The organism is Streptomyces sp. NPDC043908 (assembly GCF_056435525.1).
Map to the genome: position 1 here is coordinate 116,773 of NZ_JBWKEI010000012.1, position 22,141 is coordinate 138,913.

At 74.0% G+C, this 22,141-nt stretch carries 17 protein-coding genes; 16 read left to right on the plus strand and 1 reads right to left on the minus strand.

Annotation, left to right across the window (positions count from 1 at the left end):
• Positions 1 to 299: 299 nt before the first annotated feature.
• From AC069K_RS25560 to AC069K_RS25605, 10 genes are all read left to right on the plus strand, one after another.
• Positions 300 to 1,805, plus strand: a complete 1,506-nt coding sequence (locus tag AC069K_RS25560) for an FAD-dependent monooxygenase (protein ID WP_478620217.1) — start codon at positions 300 to 302, stop codon at positions 1,803 to 1,805.
• A gap of 41 nt (positions 1,806 to 1,846) precedes the next feature.
• Positions 1,847 to 2,215: an antibiotic biosynthesis monooxygenase family protein gene (locus AC069K_RS25565; RefSeq protein ID WP_478620220.1), complete on the plus strand. Its 369-nt coding sequence runs from the start codon at positions 1,847 to 1,849 to the stop codon at positions 2,213 to 2,215.
• Between the two features lie 553 nt (positions 2,216 to 2,768).
• Positions 2,769 to 3,824 carry a ParB/RepB/Spo0J family partition protein gene (locus tag AC069K_RS25570; protein ID WP_358832662.1) on the plus strand — a complete coding sequence of 352 codons (1,056 nt, stop codon included), beginning with the start codon at positions 2,769 to 2,771 and terminating at the stop codon, positions 3,822 to 3,824.
• 250 nt (positions 3,825 to 4,074) lie between these two features.
• Positions 4,075 to 5,217, plus strand: coding sequence for an inositol-3-phosphate synthase (locus AC069K_RS25575; protein ID WP_478620459.1), 1,143 nt, complete (start codon positions 4,075 to 4,077; stop codon positions 5,215 to 5,217).
• A gap of 8 nt (positions 5,218 to 5,225) precedes the next feature.
• The gene (locus tag AC069K_RS25580) at positions 5,226 to 6,206 is read left to right on the plus strand and encodes an SCO3242 family prenyltransferase (RefSeq protein ID WP_478620462.1); all 981 of its coding nucleotides are present in this window, start codon (positions 5,226 to 5,228) and stop codon (positions 6,204 to 6,206) included.
• On the plus strand, positions 6,203 to 7,069 hold the full coding sequence (locus AC069K_RS25585) for a sugar phosphate isomerase/epimerase family protein (protein WP_478620224.1): 867 nt from the start codon (positions 6,203 to 6,205) through the stop codon (positions 7,067 to 7,069). The genes AC069K_RS25580 and AC069K_RS25585 overlap by 4 nt, the downstream gene beginning before the upstream one ends.
• A gap of 5 nt (positions 7,070 to 7,074) precedes the next feature.
• A complete protein-coding gene (locus AC069K_RS25590) occupies positions 7,075 to 7,680 on the plus strand; it encodes an EboA domain-containing protein (RefSeq protein WP_478620227.1) in 606 nt (201 codons plus the stop codon).
• Positions 7,681 to 7,682: 2 nt separating this feature from the next.
• Positions 7,683 to 8,531: a TatD family hydrolase gene (locus tag AC069K_RS25595; protein WP_358833917.1), complete on the plus strand. Its 849-nt coding sequence runs from the start codon at positions 7,683 to 7,685 to the stop codon at positions 8,529 to 8,531.
• A gap of 3 nt (positions 8,532 to 8,534) precedes the next feature.
• On the plus strand, positions 8,535 to 9,704 hold the full coding sequence (eboE, locus tag AC069K_RS25600; protein WP_478620230.1) for a metabolite traffic protein EboE: 1,170 nt from the start codon (positions 8,535 to 8,537) through the stop codon (positions 9,702 to 9,704).
• Positions 9,701 to 11,089: an alkaline phosphatase family protein gene (locus AC069K_RS25605; RefSeq protein ID WP_478620233.1), complete on the plus strand. Its 1,389-nt coding sequence runs from the start codon at positions 9,701 to 9,703 to the stop codon at positions 11,087 to 11,089. The genes eboE and AC069K_RS25605 overlap by 4 nt, the downstream gene beginning before the upstream one ends.
• Positions 11,090 to 11,206: 117 nt before the next feature.
• On the opposite strand, the gene AC069K_RS25610 is transcribed toward AC069K_RS25605, so the two are convergent.
• Complete coding sequence (locus AC069K_RS25610) at positions 11,207 to 12,289, minus strand: methyltransferase (protein WP_358833920.1); 1,083 nt, start codon at positions 12,287 to 12,289, stop codon at positions 11,207 to 11,209.
• A 360-nt stretch (positions 12,290 to 12,649) separates the two neighbouring features.
• Between AC069K_RS25610 and AC069K_RS25615 the strand changes: the two genes are divergently transcribed.
• The 6 genes from AC069K_RS25615 (at position 12,650) to AC069K_RS25640 (ending at position 22,137) form a co-directional block, all read left to right on the plus strand.
• The gene (locus AC069K_RS25615; protein ID WP_478620238.1) at positions 12,650 to 13,876 is read left to right on the plus strand and encodes a ScyD/ScyE family protein; all 1,227 of its coding nucleotides are present in this window, start codon (positions 12,650 to 12,652) and stop codon (positions 13,874 to 13,876) included.
• 329 nt (positions 13,877 to 14,205) lie between these two features.
• Positions 14,206 to 14,661: a carboxymuconolactone decarboxylase family protein gene (locus AC069K_RS25620; protein WP_358837865.1), complete on the plus strand. Its 456-nt coding sequence runs from the start codon at positions 14,206 to 14,208 to the stop codon at positions 14,659 to 14,661.
• Positions 14,662 to 14,886: 225 nt separating this feature from the next.
• Positions 14,887 to 16,416, plus strand: coding sequence for a DUF4192 domain-containing protein (locus AC069K_RS25625; protein WP_478620242.1), 1,530 nt, complete (start codon positions 14,887 to 14,889; stop codon positions 16,414 to 16,416).
• A 356-nt stretch (positions 16,417 to 16,772) separates the two neighbouring features.
• Entirely contained in the window at positions 16,773 to 19,121 is a 2,349-nt protein-coding gene (locus tag AC069K_RS25630) for a glycogen debranching N-terminal domain-containing protein (RefSeq protein ID WP_478620245.1), read from the plus strand.
• Positions 19,122 to 19,330: 209 nt separating this feature from the next.
• A complete protein-coding gene (locus AC069K_RS25635) occupies positions 19,331 to 20,101 on the plus strand; it encodes an NUDIX hydrolase (RefSeq protein ID WP_358837398.1) in 771 nt (256 codons plus the stop codon).
• 275 nt (positions 20,102 to 20,376) lie between these two features.
• Positions 20,377 to 22,137: an ATP-binding cassette domain-containing protein gene (locus AC069K_RS25640; protein WP_478620250.1), complete on the plus strand. Its 1,761-nt coding sequence runs from the start codon at positions 20,377 to 20,379 to the stop codon at positions 22,135 to 22,137.
• Positions 22,138 to 22,141: the final 4 nt, after the last annotated feature.

Consider the following 22,141-nt stretch of genomic DNA (forward strand, 5'->3'; position numbering starts at 1 on the left):
GGAAAAGGATCACCGGGAGTCCCGGGACGTATTTCAAGAAGGTTGACGAAAGTGGCCGGAGAGGCGTTCACGGAGGCCATGGAAAACAGCAGGACCCATTCCCCTTGACGCCCCTGATCGACGAGTTGCAGACTTCTTCGGCGGCCCGAAAGGTCTTTGGCGGGAGCCGCTGAGCATGATCACATTCAACGCTCCGTTTTCGATCTCGACAGGCCGATTGAGCGGCGTCGCGGGGCGTTGCGAGTGGATTCCCGAACCGCTGAATTCGATCTCGCATATCTCATCCAGGAGGACGAACCATGGGAACTGGCGTGATCATTGCCGGTGCCGGACCCGTCGGGCTGATGCTGGCCGGCGAACTGCGGCTGAACGGCGTCGACGTCGTCGTCTACGAGCAGAGAGGCACCCCGAGCGGGGAGTCGCGCGGAGTCGGGTTCACCCGGCGGGCCGCGGAGGTCTTCCACCAGCGCGGACTGCTGGCCCGCTTCGGGAACATCGAGATCGGCAACGAGGGCCATTTCGGCGGTGTGCGCATCGACTTCACCGCCCTGGAGGACAACCACTTCGGCATCCGCGGAGTGCCCCAGTACCGCATCGAGGAGATCCTGGAGGCGTGGGCCACCGACCTGGGCGTGGACGTGCGCCGCGGATACGAGGTGGTCGACTACCGGGAAGGGCCGGACGACATCACCGTGGTGGTGGACGGGCCGGACGGCCGCGCCGAGCACACCGCGCGGTACCTGGTGGGCTGCGACGGCGGGCGCTCCCGGATCCGCAAACTGGCCGGCATCGACTTCCCCGGACGCGAGGCCACCCGCGGGATGTACGTGGCGGACGTCGTGGACCGCCCCGACATCAAGCCGCGGGTGATCGGCGAACGGGTCGACGGCGGCATGGTGATGGCGATCCGCCTGGAGGAGGGGGTGACCCGGATCATCATCCACCCGGCGAAGCTCACTCCCCGCGACAGCAGCAAGGTGACGTTCACCGAGATCGCGGACTCCTGGCAGGAGCTCACCGGGCAGTCGCTGCACGGGGCCGAGACGAAGTGGGTCAGCGCGTTCACCAACGCCACGCGCCAGGCCGCCGAGTACCGGCGCGGCCGGGTGCTGCTCTCCGGCGACTCCACCCACATCCACATCCCGGCCGGCGCCCAGGGGCTGAGCGTCGGCGTCCAGGACGCGGTGAACCTCGGCTGGAAGCTGGCCGCCACCGTCAACGGCTGGGCGCCGGAGGGACTGCTCGACACCTACCACGCCGAACGGCACCCGGTGGGCGAGAAGCTGCTGCGCAACACCCTCGCCCAGGCCTCCCTCTATCTCACCGGCGACGAGATGGAGCCGATGCGCGAGGTGATGCGCGAGCTGGTGCAGTCGCCGGACGCCGCGCGGCGCCTGGCCGGGCACGTCAGCGGCCTCGGCATCCGGTACGACATGGGCGGGGCCGCGGGGCATCCGCTGCTCGGGCTGCGCATGCCCGACCGCGAGGTCAAGCTCGGGGACGGCTCCACCACCCGGGTCTCGGAGCTGCTGCACCGGGCACGTGGTGTGCTGGTCGTCGCGGACGGCGGCACGGAGCCGGCCCGGCTCGCCGAGGGCTGGTCCGACCGGATCGACATCGTCACCGGGGCGAGCTGGTCGGACCGGGTGGACATCGTCCCGGACGGCTGGGTCCCGGCGGACACGGCCGAGGGGACGACGCCGGACGCCGTCCTCCTGCGTCCCGACGGGCACGTAGCCTGGGTCGCCCCGGACGGCGGTGAGCTGCTCGACGCGCTCGCGCGCTGGTTCGGCTCGCCGCGCTGAGGCGGCGCTCCGGCTCGACCCGCCCACCCGCAGGAGGCCTTGTGATCGAATTCGTGGAGGCAGACGAGACCACTCCTTATACGGAGCAACTCCGGGAACGGACCGGCCAGGTGGTGCTGGTCAACACGTTCACCGTTCCGCGGGGCAGGACCGAGGAGTTCCTGGCGCTCTGGCGCGAGGACGCCGCATACTTCACGCGGCAGCCCGGCTTCGTCTCCACGCAGATGCACCGGGGCATCGCCGGCAGCCGCATCCTGGTGAACATCGCGGTCTGGCGGTCCGCCGCCCATCTGGCGGCGGCGCACGGCAACCTCCAGGCCCGTCCCGGCGGTTCGGGGTACCCGGAGGGCTGCACGGTCTCGCCCCATCTGTACGAGAAGGTCGCGGTCGAGGGCATCTGCGGCGACTGACGCCACGCGGGCCCGGAGCCCGTCACGCCGATGTGACGGGTTCCGGGTCTGTTCTCGGCCATAAAACCGGCCAAGTTCACGCCACTTGACGTCAGCCGGGTCGTCGCCGCGGGACGGGAACGCGAGCGGCGACGACACCGGCGGCGGGGAAGCGGCCCGGCCGCATCACGAGTGCGAAGCGGATCACCACCCCGGAATGTGCGATTCCGGCCCGGCTTCTGACGCTCCCTGACGTCCGGTCCTCCTCGGTGGACCGATTCCCCCGACTGTTCACCTCCGACGGTACAGAAGGTTGTCCGCGCTTGACGGAACCTGAACTTCCGCTCTGTTCGTCCGCCGTTTGCCCCCGTACAGCGAGGCCCTCCGCACTCCTCCGAGGGCCCTTCGGGCTGCCCGGTCCACGCCTCGCACGCGCGTGAACAGCCTTGTCCCGCAAGGGAATCGGGCGCCCGGCGAACCGGCTCCGGGGTGGTTGACAAGGCTTCTCCCGTCGCCTTTCATTTCGCACACCGGAAGTGGATTCCGGTTCCGATTCATTGCGAGGGGGCGCAAAGTGAGTCTGGCCGAGCAATCAATTGACGATCAGTTACTGAAGATCCACGCGGCGGACCTCGACGAGGTCGTGACCTCCATGGTCTGGATCGAGTCGCATCCCGCCGGTGAAGTACGCATCGACTCCCTGGTCTTCGAGGACTCGCCCCGTCTCGGCGGTGCGGACGAGGACCACGTGCGCGTGCTCGCCGAAGCCGGCGACTCGCTGCCGCCGATCACCGTCCACCGCTCGTCGATGCGCGTCATCGACGGCACCCACCGGGTGCGCGCCGCGCTCCTCAACGGCCGGACCACCATCCAGGCCCGGATGGTCGACTGCGACGAGGGCGCCGCCTACGTCCTGGCGGTCAAGGCCAACGTCACCCACGGTCTGCCGCTGTCGCGCTCCGACCGCTCGGTCGCCGCCGCGCGCATCATCATGACCCACCCGCAGTGGTCCGACCGGGCCGTCGCCGCCGCCGTGGGCCTCTCCGACAAGACGATCTCCCGGATCCGGTCCCGCTCCTCGGCGGACGCTCCGCAGTCGAACGCGCGCCTGGGCCGCGACGGCCGGCTGCGCCCGCTGGACAGCGGATACCGCCGCCAGCAGGCCGCCGCGATGATCCACGAGCGGCCCGACGCGGGGCTGCGCGAGGTGGCCCGGGCGACCGGCCTCTCCCCGGCCACCGTGCGGGACGTGCGCCAGCGCATCGACCGGGGCGAGGACCCCGTACCGGGCCGCTACCGCACGGCCGCGGGCCAGAGCCCGGCGCCGGGCACGCCCGTGGTGCCCCGGCAGACACAGCGGGCGGTGAGCGCCCGCAGCGAGCGGCGGGAGATCACCGTCGACCGGCAGAAACTGCTCGCCAAGCTGAGCGAGGACCCCTCGCTGCGGCTCAACGAGGCCGGCCGGCGCACCCTGCGCTGGCTCCACCACTACACGGTGGACGGCGAGGGCATGGAGACCCTCGGCCGCGGTCTGCCCGGCCACTGGGCACCCGAGGTCGCCGACCTCGCACGCAGCTGCGCCGCCGCCTGGCAGACCCTTGCCGAGCAGCTCCAGCAGCGGGCCGAGTGAACCGGCCGGGCACCGGCCGTGGCAGCGCCGCCACGCGCTGAACACCGCGTAGACGTGCGGAACGACGAGGAGGAGTGCTGGTCGCGGGAGGAACGCCCGCACCGGCACTCCTCGCGTTGGTCCGTGCAACTGCGGCACACCCGCATCCGTCCGCCGGCGGGCGGATCATCGATACGTTCGAACAGCTGCCCAACCAGCCGCCACCACCGTCAGGTTGGAAAGGCTTCAACGCGCTGACGTAACCAGGAGGCTGTCCGTGTCCCCTTACGCAGATACCCGCGACAACGGCCCCAGGACGGGGGTCTGGTTCATCGGAGCCCGCGGCTCCGTCGCCACCACGGCGGTCGCCGGCTGCGCCGCCGTCGCCGCCGGACTCCAGCCCGCCACCGGCCTGGTCACCGAGAGCCCCGACTTCGCCGGCGCCGGCCTTCCCGAGCTGTCGTCCTTCGTCTTCGGCGGCCACGACGTGGCCAGCAGCCCGCTGCCCAAGCGCGCCGAGGAACTCGCCGCGGGGGGAGTCCTCCCGCACACCCTGCCCGCCGCCGTGCGCGCCGAACTCGCCGCCGCGGACGAGGAGATACGCATGGGCGGCCCGCTGCCCGGCGACACCCGCGACGACGAGGAGCTCATCGCCGCGTTCGCGGCCGACCTCACGGACTTCGACCGCCGTACGGGCGTGGCCCGCACCGTGGTCGTCAACGTCTCCTCCACCGAGCCCGCGCCCGCCGAGGGCGACACCCGGCTGCCCGCCTCCTCGCTGTACGCGGCGGCGGCCCTGCGCGCCGGATGCGCGTACGTCAACTTCACCCCGTCGACCGGACTGCGCCACCCGGCCCTGGAGAGCGCCGCCGAGGCGGCCGGCGTCCCGTACGCGGGCCGCGACGGCAAGACCGGCCAGACCCTGCTCCGCGCGGTGCTCGCGCCGATGTTCCGCCAGCGCGCCCTGGCCGTGCGGGCCTGGTCCGGCAGCAATCTGCTCGGCGGCGGAGACGGGGCCTCGCTCGCCGACCCGGCGGCGGCCGCCGCCAAGAACGCGGGCAAGAACCGCGTCCTGGAGGACAACCTCGGCACGCTGCCCGAGGGCGAGGTGCACATCGACGACGTGCCCGCGCTCGGGGACTGGAAGACCGCCTGGGACCACATCGTCTTCGAGGGCTTCCTCGGCTCGCGGATGGTCCTCCAGACGATCTGGCAGGGCTGCGACTCGGCGCTCGCCGCGCCGCTCGTCCTGGACCTGGCCCGCCTCACCGCCCGCGCCCACGAGGCCGGCCTCACCGGCCCCCGCCCCGAGCTGGGCTTCTACTTCAAGGACCCGGACGGCGGCTCCTCGGCCCTCGCCGAGCAGTACGGCGCCCTGCTGGCGTTCGCCGAGCGGCTGCGGGAGGCCCGGTGAGGCAGGGCTTGCGCGACTGGGCCGAACTGCTGCGCATCTCGGCCCTGTTCACCGTTCCCGGAGACGCCCTCGCGGGGGCGGCGTCCGCCGCGCTGCGCCCCAACCGCCGCACCGCGCTCGCCGTGGGCTCCTCGCTGTGCCTGTACGAGGCGGGCATGGCCCTGAACGACTGGGCGGACCGCGCCGAGGACGCCGTCGACCGCCCCCACCGGCCCATCCCCTCCGGCCGCGTGAAGCCCGCCGCGGCCCTGGCGGCGGCGGCCGGCCTCACCGCCGCCGGCCTGGCGCTCGCCCACCGCGCGGGACGCCCCGCCGGTCTGGTGGCCACCGCGCTCGCGGGCACGGTGTGGGCGTACGACCTGCGTCTGAAGCACACCGCGGCGGGCCCGGCGGCGATGGCCGCGGCCCGCTCCCTCGACCTCCTCCTGGGCGCGACGGCCACCGGCGGCACGGTGGCGAAGCCGTCCCTGCTCCCGGCCGCGGCGCTGGGCGCGCACACCTACGCGGTCACCTCCGTCTCCCGGCACGAGACGCGAGGGGGCGCGGTGGCCCCGCCGCTGGCGGCCCTGGCCGGAGCGGTGGCCCTGGGCGCCCTGACGGCCCGCCGCACACCGTGGCCCGGCGCCCTCGGTGATGGCCGCCACCGGTCGAGGCCGGGCGCTCCGCACGGCGGAACGGATACGGACGACGGGGCCGCCGTCCGCGGCCGCGGCCTGTCGTGGGGCGGAGTCCCGGTGACGTCCCGCCGGGACGCGGTCCGGGTCGCGCTCGCCGCCGCCTACGTGGCCACCGCGGCCAAGCCCTCCTTCCACGCCGTCCTCAACCCCTCGCCCCCGCTCACCCAGCGGGCGGTCGGCGGCGGGATCAAGGCGATGATCCCGCTCCAGGCGGCCCTCGCGGCGCGGGCGGGCTCGGTGCGTACCGCCGCCGCCCTGGCCGGGCTCATCCCCGTGGCCCGCACGCTCGCACGAAAGGTCAGCCCCACATGAGCCTCCGCCTCGGCTACGGCACCAACGGCCTCACCGACCTGCGCCTCGACGACGCCCTCGGCCTCCTCGCGGACCTCGGGTACGAGGGCGTGGGGCTCACCCTCGACCACATGCACCTCGACCCGCTCGCGCCCGGACTGGCCGCGCGCACCCGGGCGGTGGCCCGCCGCCTCGACGAGCTCGGCCTCGGCGTGACCGTGGAGACGGGCGCCCGGTACGTCCTGGACCCCCGGCGCAAGCACGGGCCGTCCCTGCTCGACCCCGACCCGGACGCCCGGGCCCGCCGCACCGGACTGCTGGTGACGGCCGTCCGCGTCGCCGCCGACCTCGGCGCGCACGCCGTGCACTGCTTCAGCGGCATCACGCCCGAGGGCACCGACGACGACACCGCCTGGAAGCTCCTGGGAGAGGCGCTCGGCCCGGTCGTCGACGCCGCCTCGGAGGCGGGCGTTGCGCTGGCGATCGAACCCGAGCCCGGACATCTCCTGGCCACCCTGGCCGACTTCCACCGGCTGCGCGAGCAGTCGGGCGACCCGGAACCGCTGGGGCTGACCCTCGACATCGGCCACTGCCAGTGCTTGGAGCCGCAGTCGCCCGCGGAGTGCGTGCGTGCCGCCGCGCCCTGGCTGCGGCACGTCCAGATCGAGGACATGCGGCGCGGGGTCCACGAACACCTGCCGTTCGGGGACGGCGAGATCGACTTCCCGCCCGTCCTGGAAGCGCTGGCCGCCACCGGATACGACGGTCTGACCGTCGTCGAGCTGCCCCGCCACTCCCACGCGGGCCCCGAACAGGCCCGCCGCTCGATGGAGTTCCTGCGCCCGCTGACCGCCGGTGCCGCCTCGGCCCTGAAGGGAGCCTAGCCGTGATGTCTCGTGCGGAACTCGACGCGCGCTTGGGCGGCGCCGCCCGCGCCTGGCTCGACGAGGCGCTCGCCGAGGCGGCCCACACCGCCGAGCGCCCCTCCGCCGGATACGGCACCGCCCCCTGGGAGCTGCGGTTCGCCTCGGCCGGACGCCACCTCGGCGCCGACGCCGTCGACGAGGCCCGCGTCCTGCTGCTGCGCACCGCCCGGGTGGACGCGGCCACCGCGACCCGGATCTACCAGCAGGGCAGCGCCGCCGAGCGCCGCGCGGTGCTGCTGGCCCTGCACGGCCTCGGCATCGATCCGGCGGCCGGGGTGCCGCTCGTCGAGGACGCGCTGCGGGCCAACGACACCCGGCTGGTGGCGGCGGCCGTCGGCCCCTACGCGGCGGCCCACCTGGACCCGCACGCCTGGCGGCACGCCGTACTGAAGTGCCTGTTCACCGCCGTGCCCGTGGCCGCCGTCGCCTCCCTGCGCGAGCGCGCCCACGGCGACACGGAGCTCGCCCGGATGCTCCGCGACTACGCCGAGGAGCGCGCCGCCGCCGGCCGCCCCGTCCCCGACGACCTGCACCGCGTACTGGCCCTCACCGGGGCCGAGGAGTCCTGACCATGCGTATCTTCGACCCGCACATCCACATGACGTCCCGCACCACCGACGACTACGAGGCGATGTACGCGGCGGGCGTGCGCGCGGTCGTCGAGCCCGCCTTCTGGCTGGGCCAGCCCCGTACCTCACCCGCGAGCTTCTTCGACTACTTCGACGCGCTGCTCGGCTGGGAGCCGTTCCGGGCCGCGCAGTACGGCATCGCCCACCACTGCACGATCGCCCTCAACCCCAAGGAGGCGAACGACCCGCGCTGCACACCCGTCCTCGACGAGCTGCCCCGCTATCTGGTCAAGGACGGCGTGGTCGCCGTCGGCGAGATCGGCTACGACTCGATGACGCCCGCCGAGGACCACGCCCTGGCCGTACAGCTCCAGCTCGCCGCCGAGCACGGCCTGCCCGCGATGGTGCACACCCCGCACCGCGACAAGCTCACCGGTCTGCGCCGCACCGTCGCCGTCGTCCGCGAGTCGGCGCTCGCCCCCGACCGGGTGCTGCTGGACCACCTCAACGAGACGACCGTGCGCGAGGCCAAGGACAGCGGCGCCTGGCTCGGCTTCTCCGTCTACCCGGACACCAAGATGGACGAGGACCGGATGGTCGCGATCCTCGACGAGTACGGCCCGGAGAAGGTGCTGGTCAACTCGGCCGCAGACTGGGGCAGGAGCGATCCGCTGAAGACCCGCAAGGTCGCGGACGCCATGCTGAAGGCCGGGTTCGACGAGGACGCGGTGGACCTGGTGCTGTGGCGCAACCCGGTCGCCTTCTACGGGCTGAGCGGCCGCCTCGACCTGTCGGTGGCGGCGCCGGAGGCCCTGCACGAGGGCAACTCCATTCTGCGCGGCGGCGAGTAGCCCATGCGACTGCGCCACCCCGACGGCTCCACGGTCCACCTTGCGTACTGCACCAACGTCCACCCCGCCGAGTCCCTCGACGGGATCCTCGCCCAACTGCGCGACCACTGCGAGCCGGTCCGCCGACGGCTGGGCACCGACCGGCTCGGCATCGGACTCTGGCTGGCCCGGGACGCCGCCCGCGAGCTGAGCGCCGACCCGGCGGCGCTGCGCGGCCTGCGCCGCGCCCTCGACACCCGCGGCCTGGAGGTCGTCACCCTCAACGGCTTCCCGTACGAGGGGTTCGGCGCCGAGGAGGTCAAGTACCGGGTCTACAAGCCGGACTGGACCGACCCCGAACGGCTCGCGTACACGACCGACCTGGCCCGGCTGCTCGCCGCACTGCTCCCCGAGGACGTCACCGAGGGCACCATCTCCACCCTCCCGCTCGCCTGGCGCACCGGCTTCGACGGCGCCGCGGCCGAGACGGCGCACACCGCGCTGCGCACGCTGGCCGGGCGCCTCGACGCGCTGGAGGAGGAGACCGGGAAGTCCGTCCGGATCGGCCTGGAGCCGGAGCCAGGCTGCACGGTCGAGACCACCGCCGACGCCATCGCCCCGCTCACCGCGATCGGCTCGCCCAGGATCGGCGTCTGCGTCGACACCTGCCATCTGGCGACCTCCTTCGAGGACCCGGGCCCGGCGCTGGACGCGCTGCACGCCGCCGGGATCACCGTCCCCAAGGCCCAGCTGTCGGCCGCGCTGCACGCGCAGGAGCCCGGCAGGCCCGACGTGCGCGCCGCGCTGGCCCAGTTCGCCGAACCGCGCTTCCTGCACCAGACCCGCACCCGCGGCGGCGCCGCGCTCCTGGGCACCGACGACCTCGACGAGGCGCTCACCGGCCGGGCCCTGCCCGACACCGCCCCCTGGCGCTCCCACTTCCACGTACCGCTGCACGCGCGGCCCGCGGCGCCGCTGACCTCCACGCTGCCCGTCCTGCGCGAGGCCCTCGCCGTCCTGGTCGGCGGCCCGGTCGCGCGCACCCGGCACCTGGAGGTCGAGACGTACACCTGGCAGGCCCTGCCCGCCGAGCTGCGCCCGCGCGACCGGGACCAGCTCGCCGACGGCATCGCCGCCGAAATCGGCCTCGCCCGGGACCTGTTGACCGACCTCGGCCTCAAGGAACTGCCATGACCGACGCCCCCGCGCCCACCCCGCTCCTCGTCCTGGACGTCGTGGGCCTCACCCCCAAGCTGCTGGAGCACATGCCCCGGCTCAGGGCGCTCGGCCGCTCGGGCTCCCTGGCCCGGCTCGGCACGGTACTGCCCGCCGTGACCTGCGCGGCCCAGTCGACCTTCCTCACCGGCACGCTCCCCGCCGAGCACGGCGTGGTCGGCAACGGCTGGTACTTCCGTGACCTCGGGGAGGTCCTGCTCTGGCGCCAGCACAACGGCCTGGTCCAGGGCGACAAGCTGTGGGACGCGGCGCGGCGCGCCCACCCCGGCTACACGGTCGCCAACATCTGCTGGTGGTACGCGATGGGCGCGGACACCGACATCACGGTCACCCCCCGCCCGGTCTACTACGCCGACGGCCGCAAGGAGCCCGACTGCTACACCCGGCCGCCGGGCCTGCACGACGAACTCCACGACAAGTTCGGCACGTTCCCCCTCTTCCACTTCTGGGGCCCCGGCGCCGACCTCGTCTCCTCCCAGTGGATCATCGACGCCACCCGCCACATCCTGGCGACCCGCGCCCCCGACCTCGCGCTGTGCTACCTGCCGCACCTGGACTACGACCTCCAGCGGTACGGTCCCGACGACCCGCGCTCCTACCGCGCCGCCGCCGACCTCGACGCGGCCATGGCACCGCTGCTCGACGACGCCGAGGCGGCCGGGCGCACGGTGGTGGCGCTGTCGGAGTACGGCATCACCCGGGTCAGCCGGCCCGTCGACATCAACCGCGTCCTGCGCCGCGCCGGTCTGCTGGAGGTGCACACCCAGGACGGCATGGAGTACCTGGACCCGATGGCCTCCCGCGCCTTCGCGGTGGCCGACCACCAGCTCGCGCACGTCTACGTCCGCAGGCCCGAGGACCTCGACGCCGTACGCGAGGCCCTCGCGGACGTCCCAGGGATCGAGCGGCTCCTCGACGACGAGGGCAAGAAGAGCTCCGGCCTCGACCACCCGCGCTCGGGCGAACTGGTCGCGGTCGCCGAGCCGGACGCCTGGTTCACGTACTACTACTGGCTCGACGACGACCGGGCCCCGGACTTCGCCCAGCTCGTCGAGATCCACCGCAAGCCCGGATACGACCCGGTCGAGCTGTTCATGGACCCCCTCGACCCGTATGTGAAGGTCAAGGCCGCGAAGGCGCTGGCCCGCAAGAAGCTCGGGATGCGCTACCGGATGGCGGTCGTCCCGCTGGACCCCTCACCGGTGCGCGGCAGCCACGGGCGGCTGCCCGACGACCCGCAGGACGGGCCGCTGCTGCTGTGCTCGGCTCCGGACGCGGTGGGCGGGGAGGTGGCGGCCACCGAGGTGAAGGGGCTGCTGCTGAGGCTGGCGGGGCTGGGGTAACGCGTGCGCCCGTGACGGAAGCTTCTTCCGTCACGGGAGAGGGAAGACGGAAGAGGCTCCCGGCGGAAACGATCCGCCAGGAGCCTCTTCGTACGGGCGGCGAGAGCCCGGGGCCGGTCAGACCGGGCGCGCCTCGACAATCGAGACGCCCGCGGCGGTCTGCACCACCCGGTCGAGCTGGAAGCCGGTGGCCCGCAGGATCTCCGCGTACTGGCGGGCGGTGCGCTCCTTGCCGCCGACCAGGATCATCAGCCACAGGTCGACGAGCTTGGCGGGGTGCGCCGCGTTGCCCTCCGGAGGAACGAATTCCATGACGAGCAGCCGGCCGTCGGGGCTGATTGCCTCACGTGTGTTCTTGAGGATCTCCAGCGCCTTCGGCTCCGGCCATTCATGCAGAATGTGCTTCAGCAGATAGGCGTCCGCACCGGCGGGCAGCGGACCGAAGAGATCACCCTTGTCGATCTCGACCCGGTCGACGACGCCCTCGTCCGAGAGAAACGCGTGGGCGCCCAGCTCGTCCGCCCGGGAATCGAAGAGGATGCCCTTCGACTGGGGCGTCTTCTTCAGGATCGCCGAGAGCAGACCGCCTCGGCCGCCGAAGACGTCCACGAGGGTCTTGTACTTGGAGAAGTCGTACGCGGCGAGAATGGGCTCGGTCTCCATATTCGAGAGCGTGCCCATGCCGTTGAGGAAGATCTCCGCGAATTCCGGGTTCTGGCCCAGGTACTCGTACGCGTGCATCCCGCGGTTCTTCTCCAGGCTCGGCTGGCCCGTGCGCACCGTGTGGATGAGCGCACCCCAGTCCTCCCAGCTCGCGGGGTGGCCTGTCAACAGGGCCATGTCGCGCATCGACATCGGCGTACCGGTGCGCAGCGCGTCGGCCATCGGCGTCAGCTTGAACCGGCCGTCGCTCTGCTCGCTGAATATGCGGTAACTGGCGAGGGCGCGCAGCAGGCGGTGGACCGCGTCCGGGTCGGCCTCGATCCGCCGGGCGATCTCCTCCGAGGACAGTGGGCCGTCGGCGAGCTGGTCGGCGATCCTGAGCTCGGCCGCCACGTAGATCGCCTGGGACACCCAGGCGCCCTGGGCCAGTTCGAGGACGGCGATCGGCGCGGGCACCATCAGCTGGGCGAGGCGCTGCACCCGCGCGCGCACCCCTTCGACGATGCGGACGACTCGGGCGGGCGGAATTGGGGGCATGCGTATCCTCCGTGGGCGGTTGCGCAGCGGTATCAAGAGTCTCAATTACCGGGATACCGGAAACTACGGCGTCGACTATGTCGCCGACTATGGGCGTCGCCCGGCAGACTCTAGAGCCGCGCACCGCGCCGAACAACCACTCAACGCGCGAAAACCGGGGGTCGGTTGGCCGAAATTGTCCGCACGAGTTCGACGCCAGTGAATTCCGAGTGCGAATCAAGTGTGCAACTGCGGATGGATCGCAGTCGGACAGGCTTACAACTTACCTGCGAATACAGGACGGTTGAGGTAGAAGCGTCTATCGTGGCGCCCGTTGAGACGGCTCCCAATGACGGGGGCACGCCATGATGAGGGAGAGACATGTCGAGAATACGCAGGTCTTGGAGTGGGGCCTTCGTGGCGGCGGCGGCCGTGGGCACCCTGGCCGTCACGCTGATCCCCGGCCCGGCACAGGCCTCGCCGTCCTCGCCGAAGGAGGCCAAGGCCGCTGCCGCGTCCATTGAGGTCATCGCGAGCAAGCTCAACAACCCCCGCGGCCTCTCCGTCCAGGCGGACGGGACGATCCTGATCGCCGAGTCGGGCGTGGGCAAGCCGGGCTGCGCGCCGGGCACCAAGTGCGTCGGACTGACCGGTTCCGTCTACCGTGTCAAGGGCACCCAGCAGGGCCGCGTCGTCACCGGCCTGGCCTCCGCCGCGGTGGCCCCGACCAACCCGTACGAGCCGATCTCGGCCGCCGGCCCCAACGACGTGGAGGCCAACGGGTCGGGTTACCTCGTCCTCAGCGGCTTCGGCGGCAGCACCGACGACCGTGCCAAGCTGGGCGCGGACGCGGCCAAGCTCGGCACGTTGCAGACGGGCAGCGGCTGGGTCGTCGGCGACCCGGTCAAGCACGAGACGCTGCTCGACCCCGACTGGGTGCTCGGCCACCCGGCCAACCCGGAGGAGGCGTCGGTCCACAGCAACGCCTGGCGCTTCGCCCGCAACGGCCGCGGTTTCCTGGTCACGGACGCCGGTGCCAACGACCTGGTCGGCGTCGGCTTCGGCGGCCGCACCACCACCGAGGCGATCTTCCCGGACAACGAGCTCCCCGCCCCGGGCGCCGGCGCGGCCCCGTCGGCCAAGGAGAAGAAGGTCCTGGAGTCGCTCGCCCCGCAGATCAAGACGGTCGCCGCCGACGGCACGGTCAAGGTCCAGGCGGTGCCCAGCGGCATCGTCAAGGGTGCGGACGGCGCGTTCTACATCGCCGACATGGGCGGTCTGCGCCCCGGCGGTTCGCGCATCTGGCGGCTGGTGCCGGGTCACCGCGCCGAGGTCTTCGCCAGCGGTCTGACCGCGGTCACCGACCTGGCGGCGGACAAGAACGGCAACCTGATCGCGCTGACGCTGACCGGCGGCTTCCAGCAGCAGGGCCCGCCGCTGCCGGGCAAGCTGAACCGGATCGACCTCAAGACCAAGGCCGTCACCGAGATCCCGACCGACGGCAAGCTGGCGATGTCCACCGGTCTGGCCGTGGGTCCGAACAACGAGATCTACGTGACCAACAACTCGGTCGGCACCGAGGGCCAGCTGATCAAGGTCACCCCGTAGTGGTCCTACTCCGGTCCCGGTCCTGATGCCGGGAGCGGTTCCGGCCGGTCGGTTCCGGCCGGTGTGCGACGTGCGGCCCCGCAAGGCACCTGACGCCTTGCGGGGCCGCTTCGTCGTCCGCGCGGAGAGGCGGCGGGAGGGGCGGGGCGGGGCCGCGGGAGGGATGGGGAGAAGGCCGCGGGAAAAATTCTTCCCGTTCCGCGGTCACACTCCTGAGGCGGGACCCGTCAGTTCTGTGACACGGGATTCCGACCGACGGGATCGAGCCGGTGTCACCGCTGAGCGATCGCCGCAGAACGATCGCTGGAGATCTCTGAAGGAGAGCAGTCATGGAAGCACGCATGCAGAACCCGGCGATGGTCCTCCCGGACGCGATGCAGGCCATCCAGAGCCTGTACAAGGCCACGTACGCGGGCGGTGTCCCGGCGGGTCTGCTGGCGCTCAGCCACCTGCGCGCGAGCCAGATCAACGGCTGCAGCCCCTGTGTGGAGTCCGCGTCCGGCCAGGCGCGCAAGGCGGGCGAGAGCGACGAGAAGATCTTCTCCGTCGGCGCCTGGCGCGAGACCCCGTTCTACACCGACTCCGAGCGTGCCGCGCTGGCGCTCACCGAGCACGTCACGCGCCTGAACGACCGCGAGGACCCGGTCCCGGACGCGGTGTGGAACGAGGCGGCCAAGCACTTCAACGAGCAGGAGCTGGCGTCGCTCGTGCTGCACATCGCCGTCAGCAACCTGTTCAACCGGCTCAACGCCACGACGAAGCAGCAGGCCGGCCAGAAGTGGTAGGCGCGGTCTAGCGGGGTGTGCGGCACGGCCCCGCAGGACCGGGCAGCCGCGGCCGCGGCTTCGGCTGCGGAGCTGGACCGAGGGGGCGGTGCGGCCGTCGCGCGACGAGACGCGACAACCCCACCGCCCCTCAGTGTGAAGGGTTTCCCGGTGGCTTGTTCTCGCCTGTGGACAAGGTTATCCACAGGGCTGGTGAGGGGTGGCCCGGCGCGGGACCGTCGGGGCATGAACAAGCACCGCGAACCGCACGGCTCCCACGGCCTGCCCGAAGACGACCCGCAGCTCACCTTGCGCAACCCGGCCGATCTGGCCGACGCCCTCCCGTATTTGATGGGCTTCCATCCGACCGACTCCATCGTGATGGTCGCCCTCCACGGTCGCCGGGGCCGCTTCGGCGGGCGGCTCCGGCTCGGCATCCCCCGTGCTCCGGGCGAATGGCCGCATGTCGCGGAGCAGTTGGCCGAGTGCCTGGTGGCGGGGAGCGAGCGGCGGGGGCCGCGCCCGGACGGGATCATCGTGTTCCTCTGCCAGGACCCGGACCCGCTCGGGGACACGACCGCCGGTCACGTCATGGAGAGGCTCCGCCCGCTGGCGCAGCTGCTGCGGACGGCGTGCGGCGCCCTGGACGTCCCGGTCCTGGAGGCGCTGTGCATCTCGGACGGGAGGTACTGGTCGTACTGCTGCCCGGACGCGCGCTGCTGCCCGCCGGAGGGGAACGTACTGGCACTGCCCGGTACGTCTGTGCTGGCGGCGGCCGCGACCTTCGCGGGCCTCCAGGTCCGGGGCTCGCTGCGGGAGATGGAGGCACGCCTCGCCCCGTGGCGGCGCCCGGCGGCGGCCGACCAGGAGCGGGCGCTCGCGGCCGGGGAGGCGGCACTGGTGCCCCGCGTTCTGGACGAGGAGGAACGGCTGCGGGTGGGCCGGGACACCCTCGACCTCGCGGGCCGCGTGATGCGCCGCCTCTCCGGCGCGCCCCCGGCCACGGGCCGCACGGACGCGGACGCGCTGGACGACGCCCTGATCACCCACGAGGAGGCGGCGGCCCTGCTTCTCGGCCTCCAGGACCGCACCACCCGGGACCGCGCGGCCGAGTGGATGGAGGGCCCGGACGCGGCCCCGGCCCTGCGCCTGTGGCGCGCCCTGGCCCGCCGCTGCGTCGGCCGCTACGGGGAGCACGCGGCGGCCCCGCTCACGCTGGCGGGCTGGGTGGCCTGGTCGACGGGCGACGAGCCCGCCGCCCGGGTCGCCCTCGGCCTGGCCCTGCGCGCGGACCCGGACTACCAGTTCGCCCAACTCCTCCACCAGGCCTGCAACCAGGGCCTGGACCCGGAGGCGCTGCGCAGGTGCCTGCGCGAGGAGAGGCGGGAGCGGGAGGGGGCGCCCCTGATGGAGGACGGCGCGGTCTGGGGGCCGGGCATCCCGGAACCGGGGCCGGGAGCCGACGAGGGAATGGCTCGGGCGTTCGGGGTGGGTGCTTCGGGGCGGATTCCCGAGCTGGGGGCGGGGGTTGAGGCTGTACCGGCCCGCGAGTCGGGCGCCCCGGTACCGGTCTCCTCGCTCGATCCGGACGCCGCCGTGACCCCGCGCCGGTTCAGGCCGCGCCGCAAGGCTCCGGGGAAATCTCCGGTCAACCGGAAGGACGGGATGCCCGCCTCCACCCTTCCCGATGGCAACGGGGCCACGACGGCCGGGGCTGCCCGGCGCGGGGGCAGGCGGATCAGCCGGACGGGGCGGCGGGACGGAACGGACCAATGAGGCCGGGCCGACGCCACGCCGTGTCGCTCCGTGACCCGTGCACGGCCCGCCGCGTTCACGGGGAGGGCGCCGCGCGAGGGCGGTCCGCCCGATCCACGCATGCGGCCGGAGCGCTCGGAAGGCAAGGTATGGCGTTCAATGTCCCTCCCCGGGCCAATCCCCCGTCCCGGGCGAACCCCCTCTCCCGGGCTGACGAGCCGCCGGGGGACGAGTCCCTTCCCTGGGCCGACGCGCTTCCCGACACCGATGGGTCTTCCCGCGCTGATGCGTCAGCCTGCGCTGATGTGCCGAGAGGCACCTCCTCCCAGGGGGACGGCCCGCCCGGGACCGACGGGCCTGCGCGCGCCAACGCTTCAATGGGTGCCGGATACCAAAGCGAGGGCTCACCCCGGTCCGAACGCCCTGGCCGCGCCGCCGCTCCGACGGGCGCCGCTCCCCGGAGTAATGGCCGGTCTGGACCCCCTGCCCGCACCGATGGTCCAACGGGCACTCCTCCCCGGAGTGATGGCCGGCCCGATCACCCTGCTCGCGCCCATGCCTTTCCCGGGAGCGCCAGCGCCCCCGGGGCAGTCACGCCTCCCCGAGCCACCGCCCCTGCCCCCGGCACCGTCCCCCCTCGCACCCCCGCCCCAGGCGGCCCGCCCGAAACACGGCGCCGGGCCGGGCCCGTGCCCGCCCCCGGTCCGAGGCGGCGCCCGGCAGCGGCATCGGCCCCCACACCCGCCCCCCGGCCCCCCGGGCCACCCCCCGGCCCCGGGTTCGCCGGGCTCCCGCCCCTCCACGCCGCCCTGATCTCCGTCGCCCTCCCCGGTCTCGTCGTCTCGGCCGAGCACGGCCAGCTCACCGGGCACGGACTTGAGGGGTTCTACCGGCACGGGCGCCGGCTGCTCGCGCGCTGTCAGCTGAAGGTGGCCGGGCGGGAGCCGATCGCCCTCCAGGGCAGACCCATATCGGCCGACCGCGCCCGCTTCTTCGCGGTGGTGCGCACCCCGGCCGACAGCGGTCCCGACCCCGAGATCACCGTCGAGCGGCTGCGCCAGGCCGAGGGCAGCGAGCGGATCACCCTGCGCAGCTCCTCGCCCCGCCCCCTGCGGCTCCCCGTGGAGATCGCGCTCGGCACCGACCTGGCCGAACTGGGCGCGGTCGCGGCGGGCCGGGGCGGACCCGAACTGCCGGGCAGCGTCCACGACTCGGGCATGCGCTGGACGACGGCGGACGCGCACGCCGTGGTGAGCGCCCACCCCTCCCCGGCCGACGCGCTCGCCTCGGCGGGCGTCCTGCGCTGGGACGTGGAGCTGCCCCCGGGCGGTTCGTACACGATCGAGCTGCACATCCGCACCGACCGCCCCGCCCGGCCGCCCGGCCAGGCCGCGCCCCACTCGCTGCCGCAGGCCGAGGCGGAGGGCGACGACCCCCGGGTCGGGCCGCTGCTCCAGAGTGGCCTGGACGACCTGCGTGCCCTGCTCGTACGGGACCCGGCGCACCCGCTGGACGTACACGTGGCGGCGGGCGTCCCCTGGCGCACCGGCCCGGCCCCGGCCGAGGCGCTCTGGGCCGCCCGGATGGCCCTGCCGCTCTCCACCCGGCTGGCGGCGGCGACCCTGCGGGCCGTCGCCCGGACCCAACTGGAGGGTGCGGCAGGAGAGTTCGGTCGTATCCCGGGCCCGTTGCGGGACGCGGGGCCGCATCTGCCGCCCAGCTGCACCGGAGTGGAGGCCACCCTCGCGTTCCCGGTGGTGCTCGCCGAGGCCCGGCGCTGGGGGCTGGCCGAGGCCGAGGTGGCCGAGCTGCTGCCGGCGGCCGAGCGGTGTCTGCGCTGGCTGCGGGCGTGCACCGGTGACGGCGGGTATCTGGGCGAGCCCGGCCCGGCGGTGGGGCTCGCGCGGGCCGAGACCCAGGCCCACGCCCACCGCGCCGCCGTCCTGGGCGCCGAGCTGCTGCGCGAGTGCGGCAGACCGGGGGCCGAGGAGTGCGCCGCCTGGGCGGCGGCGCTGCGGGAGCGGTTCCGGGAGGAGTTCTGGATCGAGGACCTGGCGGGCGGGCGCCCCGCCGCCGCCCGCACCGCCGACGGCCGTCGGCTGCCCCCGCTCGGCGCGGGCGCCGCCCACCTCCTGGACACCGGCCTGCTCGGCGCGGGACGGCTCGCCCCGGGGCTGCTCGACAAGGTGCAGACGGAACAGCTCGCCCGGCTCCTGGGCGGCCCGGCCATGGACTCCGGCTGGGGGCTGCGCGGCCTGGGAGCCAAGGAGCCGGGCTACAACCCGTTCGGCCACCGCGCGGGCGCGGTGCGGGTGTACGACACGGTCGTCGCCGTGGCGGGCCTCGCGGCCGCCGGGTACGAGAAGGAGGCGAGCGGCCTGCTGCGCGGACTCCTGGACGCGGCCGCGGCGTTCGGCTACCGGCTGCCCGAGATGTTCGCGGGGGAGCACCGCACCGCGAACAGCGCTCCGCTGCCGCACCCGGCGGCGTGCCGCCCGGCGGCCGTCGCCGCCGCCTCGGCGGTCCAGCTGCTCACCACGCTCGCGGGCATCCGCCCGGACACACCGGCGGGCACGGTCGCCCTCTGCCCCGTCCGGTCGGCGCCGCTCGGCGCGGTGCGGTTGTCGGGGCTGAGCGTGGCGGGGGAGCCCTTCGCCGTACGTATCAGCAGGCTCGGCGTCGGCATGGTCGAGCAGGCCGCCGACCGGCTCCAGTTGGGAGGCTGAACGGAGTGCTGGGTGAATCCGGGACCGGGCGGGAGGCCGCGCCGGCCGTCGAGACGCGGGCGGAGGGCGTCGGGGGAGCGGGGCCCGACGCGGTGAGGAACCGTGGCGGGGCCGACCCGGCGGGAGCGCGTGGGGCGGCCGGGGAAGAAGGTACGACCGGCCGTGCCCGAGGGCGTGTTTATCGTCAGGGAGACGACTATGATCGCTCCATGTCTCCCTACGACCCGTCGGCCTACCCGCCCTTCGCCGTGACCGTCGATCTGGTCGTGCTCACCGTGCGCCGCCACGCCCTGTGCGCGCTGGTCGTCCGTCGCGGGGAACCGCCGTTCCAGGGGCGGTGGGCGCTGCCCGGCGGCTTCGTCCGGGGCGACGAGGACCTGTCGGCGGCGGCGGCCCGCGAGCTGACCGAGGAGACCGGACTCTGCGCCCAGGACCCGGCGGCCACCGCCCCGGCCCCGGGCAACGGTGCTCATCTGGAGCAGCTCGCCACGTACGGCGACCCCCGGCGCGACCCCCGGATGCGGGTCGTCAGCGTGGCGCACCTCGCGCTCGCTCCCGACCTGCCGGCCCCCCGTGCGGGCGGCGACGCGCACAGTGCGCGCTGGGCGCCCGTGGAGGATTTGCTGAGCCAGGACGGCGGCTTCGGCCGCGAGGACGAGCAGCCCGCCCCGCTCGCGTTCGACCACGCCCAGATCCTCGCGGACGGCGTGGAGCGGGCCCGTTCCAAGATCGAGTACTCGTCGCTGGCCACGGCGTTCTGCCCGGCCGAGTTCACGGTGGGGGAGCTGCGGCGGGTGTACGAGGCGGTGTGGGGGGTCGCGCTCGACCCCCGCAACTTCCACCGCAAGGTGACCGGCACCCCGGGCTTCCTGGTCCCGTCCGGCGGCACCACGACCCGCCAGGGCGGCCGTCCCGCCCAGCTCTTCCGCGCGGGCGGCGCGACCCTACTGAACCCCCCGATGCTCCGCCCGGAGGTCTGACGGCGGGATCTGGCAGAGGGCCTGACAGGGGGCCTGCCCGGCGGAGGCCGCCAGACCTCGCCCGGGCTCGCCCCCCACCCCCGCCGGGGCGTGGGGCGGTACCGGTCCCCGCCCCGCATGCAAGGTGCTGGCGCACACAGCGCAGGCGCACAAGCAAGGCACAGGCGCGCGCAGACCCCCGCTTGCATAAAAAGTCCGAAATGTCGCGTTATGTTACTCCGGTACCCGTCCCTCCCGCCGTGCCGTCGAGCGGTCTCACCCCCGGGAGAGAAGCGATGCTCCAGGCCATCGGACTCACCAGCACCCCCCGTCGCGACCGTCCGCCCGAGGTGGACGACCTGACCTTCGAGGCCCGGCCGGGCCTGATCACCGCCCTGCTCGGTGCCCCGGGCTCCGGCAAGACCATGGCCCTGCGCCTGATGCTGGAGCTCGAACCGGGCCGGGGCGTCACCTACTTCCGGGGCCGCCCGCTCCACAAGGTGGCCCACCCCGCCCGGGAGGTGGGCACGCTGCTCGGCGACGTGCCGGGCCATCCGGCCCGTACCGTCCGGGGGCAGCTCCGCCTCATGTGCGCCGTCGCCGGGGTCCCGGCCGACCGCGCCGAGGAGATGCTGCACGTCGTCGGCCTCGACGGCCTGGGGGACCAGCGGCTCGCGACCCTCTCCCTCGGCATGGACCGCAGGCTCGGTCTGGCCGCCGCCCTCCTCGGCGACCCGCACACCCTGCTCCTCGACGAGCCCGCCGAGGGCCTCTCGCCCCGCGAGAACAGCTGGCTGTACGGGCTGCTGCGCGGCCACGCCCAGCAGGGCGGCACCGTGCTGTGCACCTTCGCCGACCCCAAGGAGGCGGCCCGGGTGGCCGACCGGGTGGTCACGATCGACGGGGGCCGCCTCGTCGCGGACCAGGACGTGGCGGAGTTCTCGCGCACCCGGCTGCGCCCCCGCGTGGCCGTCGCCACCCCGCACGCCGCCCGCCTGAGCGCCCTGGTCAGCCGCGAGGCCCGGGCCGCACGCCGGTCGGTCGAGGTGGTCACGGAGGACGGCAGCCACCTCTCCGTCTACGGCGCGAGCTGCGCCGAGGTCGGCGAAACGGCGTTCCGCCACGGCGTCCTCGTCCACCGCCTCACGGACGAGGTCGCCGACACCGGCCCGGCGGCCCCCGCACCCCGCCCGGATCCCGCCGCCACCGCCCCGGGTGAACTCCCGCCCGCCCCGGCCGGCGCCTCCGTCCCGCCCCCGCGCCCCCCGATCACCCCCGCCCTGCCCCGCACCCCCCTCCGCCCCCTGCGCTACGAACTGAGGCGCCTCCTGGGGGTCCGCACCACGTACGTGCTCCTCGGCGCCGCGCTCCTCGGCTCCGTCGCGCTCGCCGCCGTCCTGGGGCGCACCGGGCACACCCCGCTGCCGCACCTGGTGGCCGCCTGGCCAAGGCTGCTGCCGCTGCCGCCCGCGGCCCTCGCCGCCGGGATCCTCGGGGCGCTCGCCTTCGGCGAGGAGTACCGCTACCCCGCGCTCGCCGCCGACCGCGGCACCGTCCCGCGCAGACTCGGGCTGCTCCTCGCCAAACTCGCGGTCTCGGCCGGGGCCGCCCTCCTGCTGGCCGTGCTCACCGTCGCCCTGGACGCCCAGGCCCTGCGGCTGGTCTACGGCCGCGACGTGGTGCGGATTCCGCCGGACTGGCCCTCGCTGGCGGCGAGTTGGGCGGGGCTGACCGTCGGCTGCGCCTGGGCCGGGCTGCTCGCGGCCGGCATCTTCCGCGCCACCGCGGCCGGGCTCGCCGCCGTGCTGGCGGTGCCGGTCGCCGTCGTCCCCCTCGTACAGAAGGCGCTGGCGGCGCCGCAGGCGCGTTCGGTCGCCGGACTCCCGGCCCGGCTGCGGGAGGTGGCCTGGCTGCGCTGGCCGCGTCTGCTGGACGACGGACTGGCAGCCGCGCTGCACCTGCTCGCCCGTCCGCAGGGCGCGGCCCTCGCGCTGTCGCTCACCGTGCTGCTCTGCGCCTACGTGGTCACCGGCCTTCGCGGGAGGGCCCGTTGGTGACCCC

What these genes read in the sequence shown, in the direction of transcription:
- AC069K_RS25640 (WP_478620250.1), top strand. Translation starts at nt 20,377, where the DNA reads ATGCTCCAGGCCATCGGACTCACCAGCACCCCCCGTCGCGACCGTCCG.
- AC069K_RS25625 (WP_478620242.1), top strand. Translation starts at nt 14,887, where the DNA reads ATGAACAAGCACCGCGAACCGCACGGCTCCCACGGCCTGCCCGAAGAC.
- AC069K_RS25635 (WP_358837398.1), top strand. Translation starts at nt 19,331, where the DNA reads ATGTCTCCCTACGACCCGTCGGCCTACCCGCCCTTCGCCGTGACCGTC.
- AC069K_RS25595 (WP_358833917.1), top strand. Translation starts at nt 7,683, where the DNA reads ATGCGTATCTTCGACCCGCACATCCACATGACGTCCCGCACCACCGAC.
- AC069K_RS25605 (WP_478620233.1), top strand. Translation starts at nt 9,701, where the DNA reads ATGACCGACGCCCCCGCGCCCACCCCGCTCCTCGTCCTGGACGTCGTG.
- AC069K_RS25585 (WP_478620224.1), top strand. Translation starts at nt 6,203, where the DNA reads ATGAGCCTCCGCCTCGGCTACGGCACCAACGGCCTCACCGACCTGCGC.
- AC069K_RS25630 (WP_478620245.1), top strand. Translation starts at nt 16,773, where the DNA reads ATGGGTGCCGGATACCAAAGCGAGGGCTCACCCCGGTCCGAACGCCCT.
- AC069K_RS25615 (WP_478620238.1), top strand. Translation starts at nt 12,650, where the DNA reads ATGTCGAGAATACGCAGGTCTTGGAGTGGGGCCTTCGTGGCGGCGGCG.
- AC069K_RS25610 (WP_358833920.1), bottom strand. Translation starts at nt 12,289, where the DNA reads ATGCCCCCAATTCCGCCCGCCCGAGTCGTCCGCATCGTCGAAGGGGTG.
- eboE (WP_478620230.1), top strand. Translation starts at nt 8,535, where the DNA reads ATGCGACTGCGCCACCCCGACGGCTCCACGGTCCACCTTGCGTACTGC.
- AC069K_RS25560 (WP_478620217.1), top strand. Translation starts at nt 300, where the DNA reads ATGGGAACTGGCGTGATCATTGCCGGTGCCGGACCCGTCGGGCTGATG.
- AC069K_RS25590 (WP_478620227.1), top strand. Translation starts at nt 7,075, where the DNA reads ATGTCTCGTGCGGAACTCGACGCGCGCTTGGGCGGCGCCGCCCGCGCC.
- AC069K_RS25620 (WP_358837865.1), top strand. Translation starts at nt 14,206, where the DNA reads ATGGAAGCACGCATGCAGAACCCGGCGATGGTCCTCCCGGACGCGATG.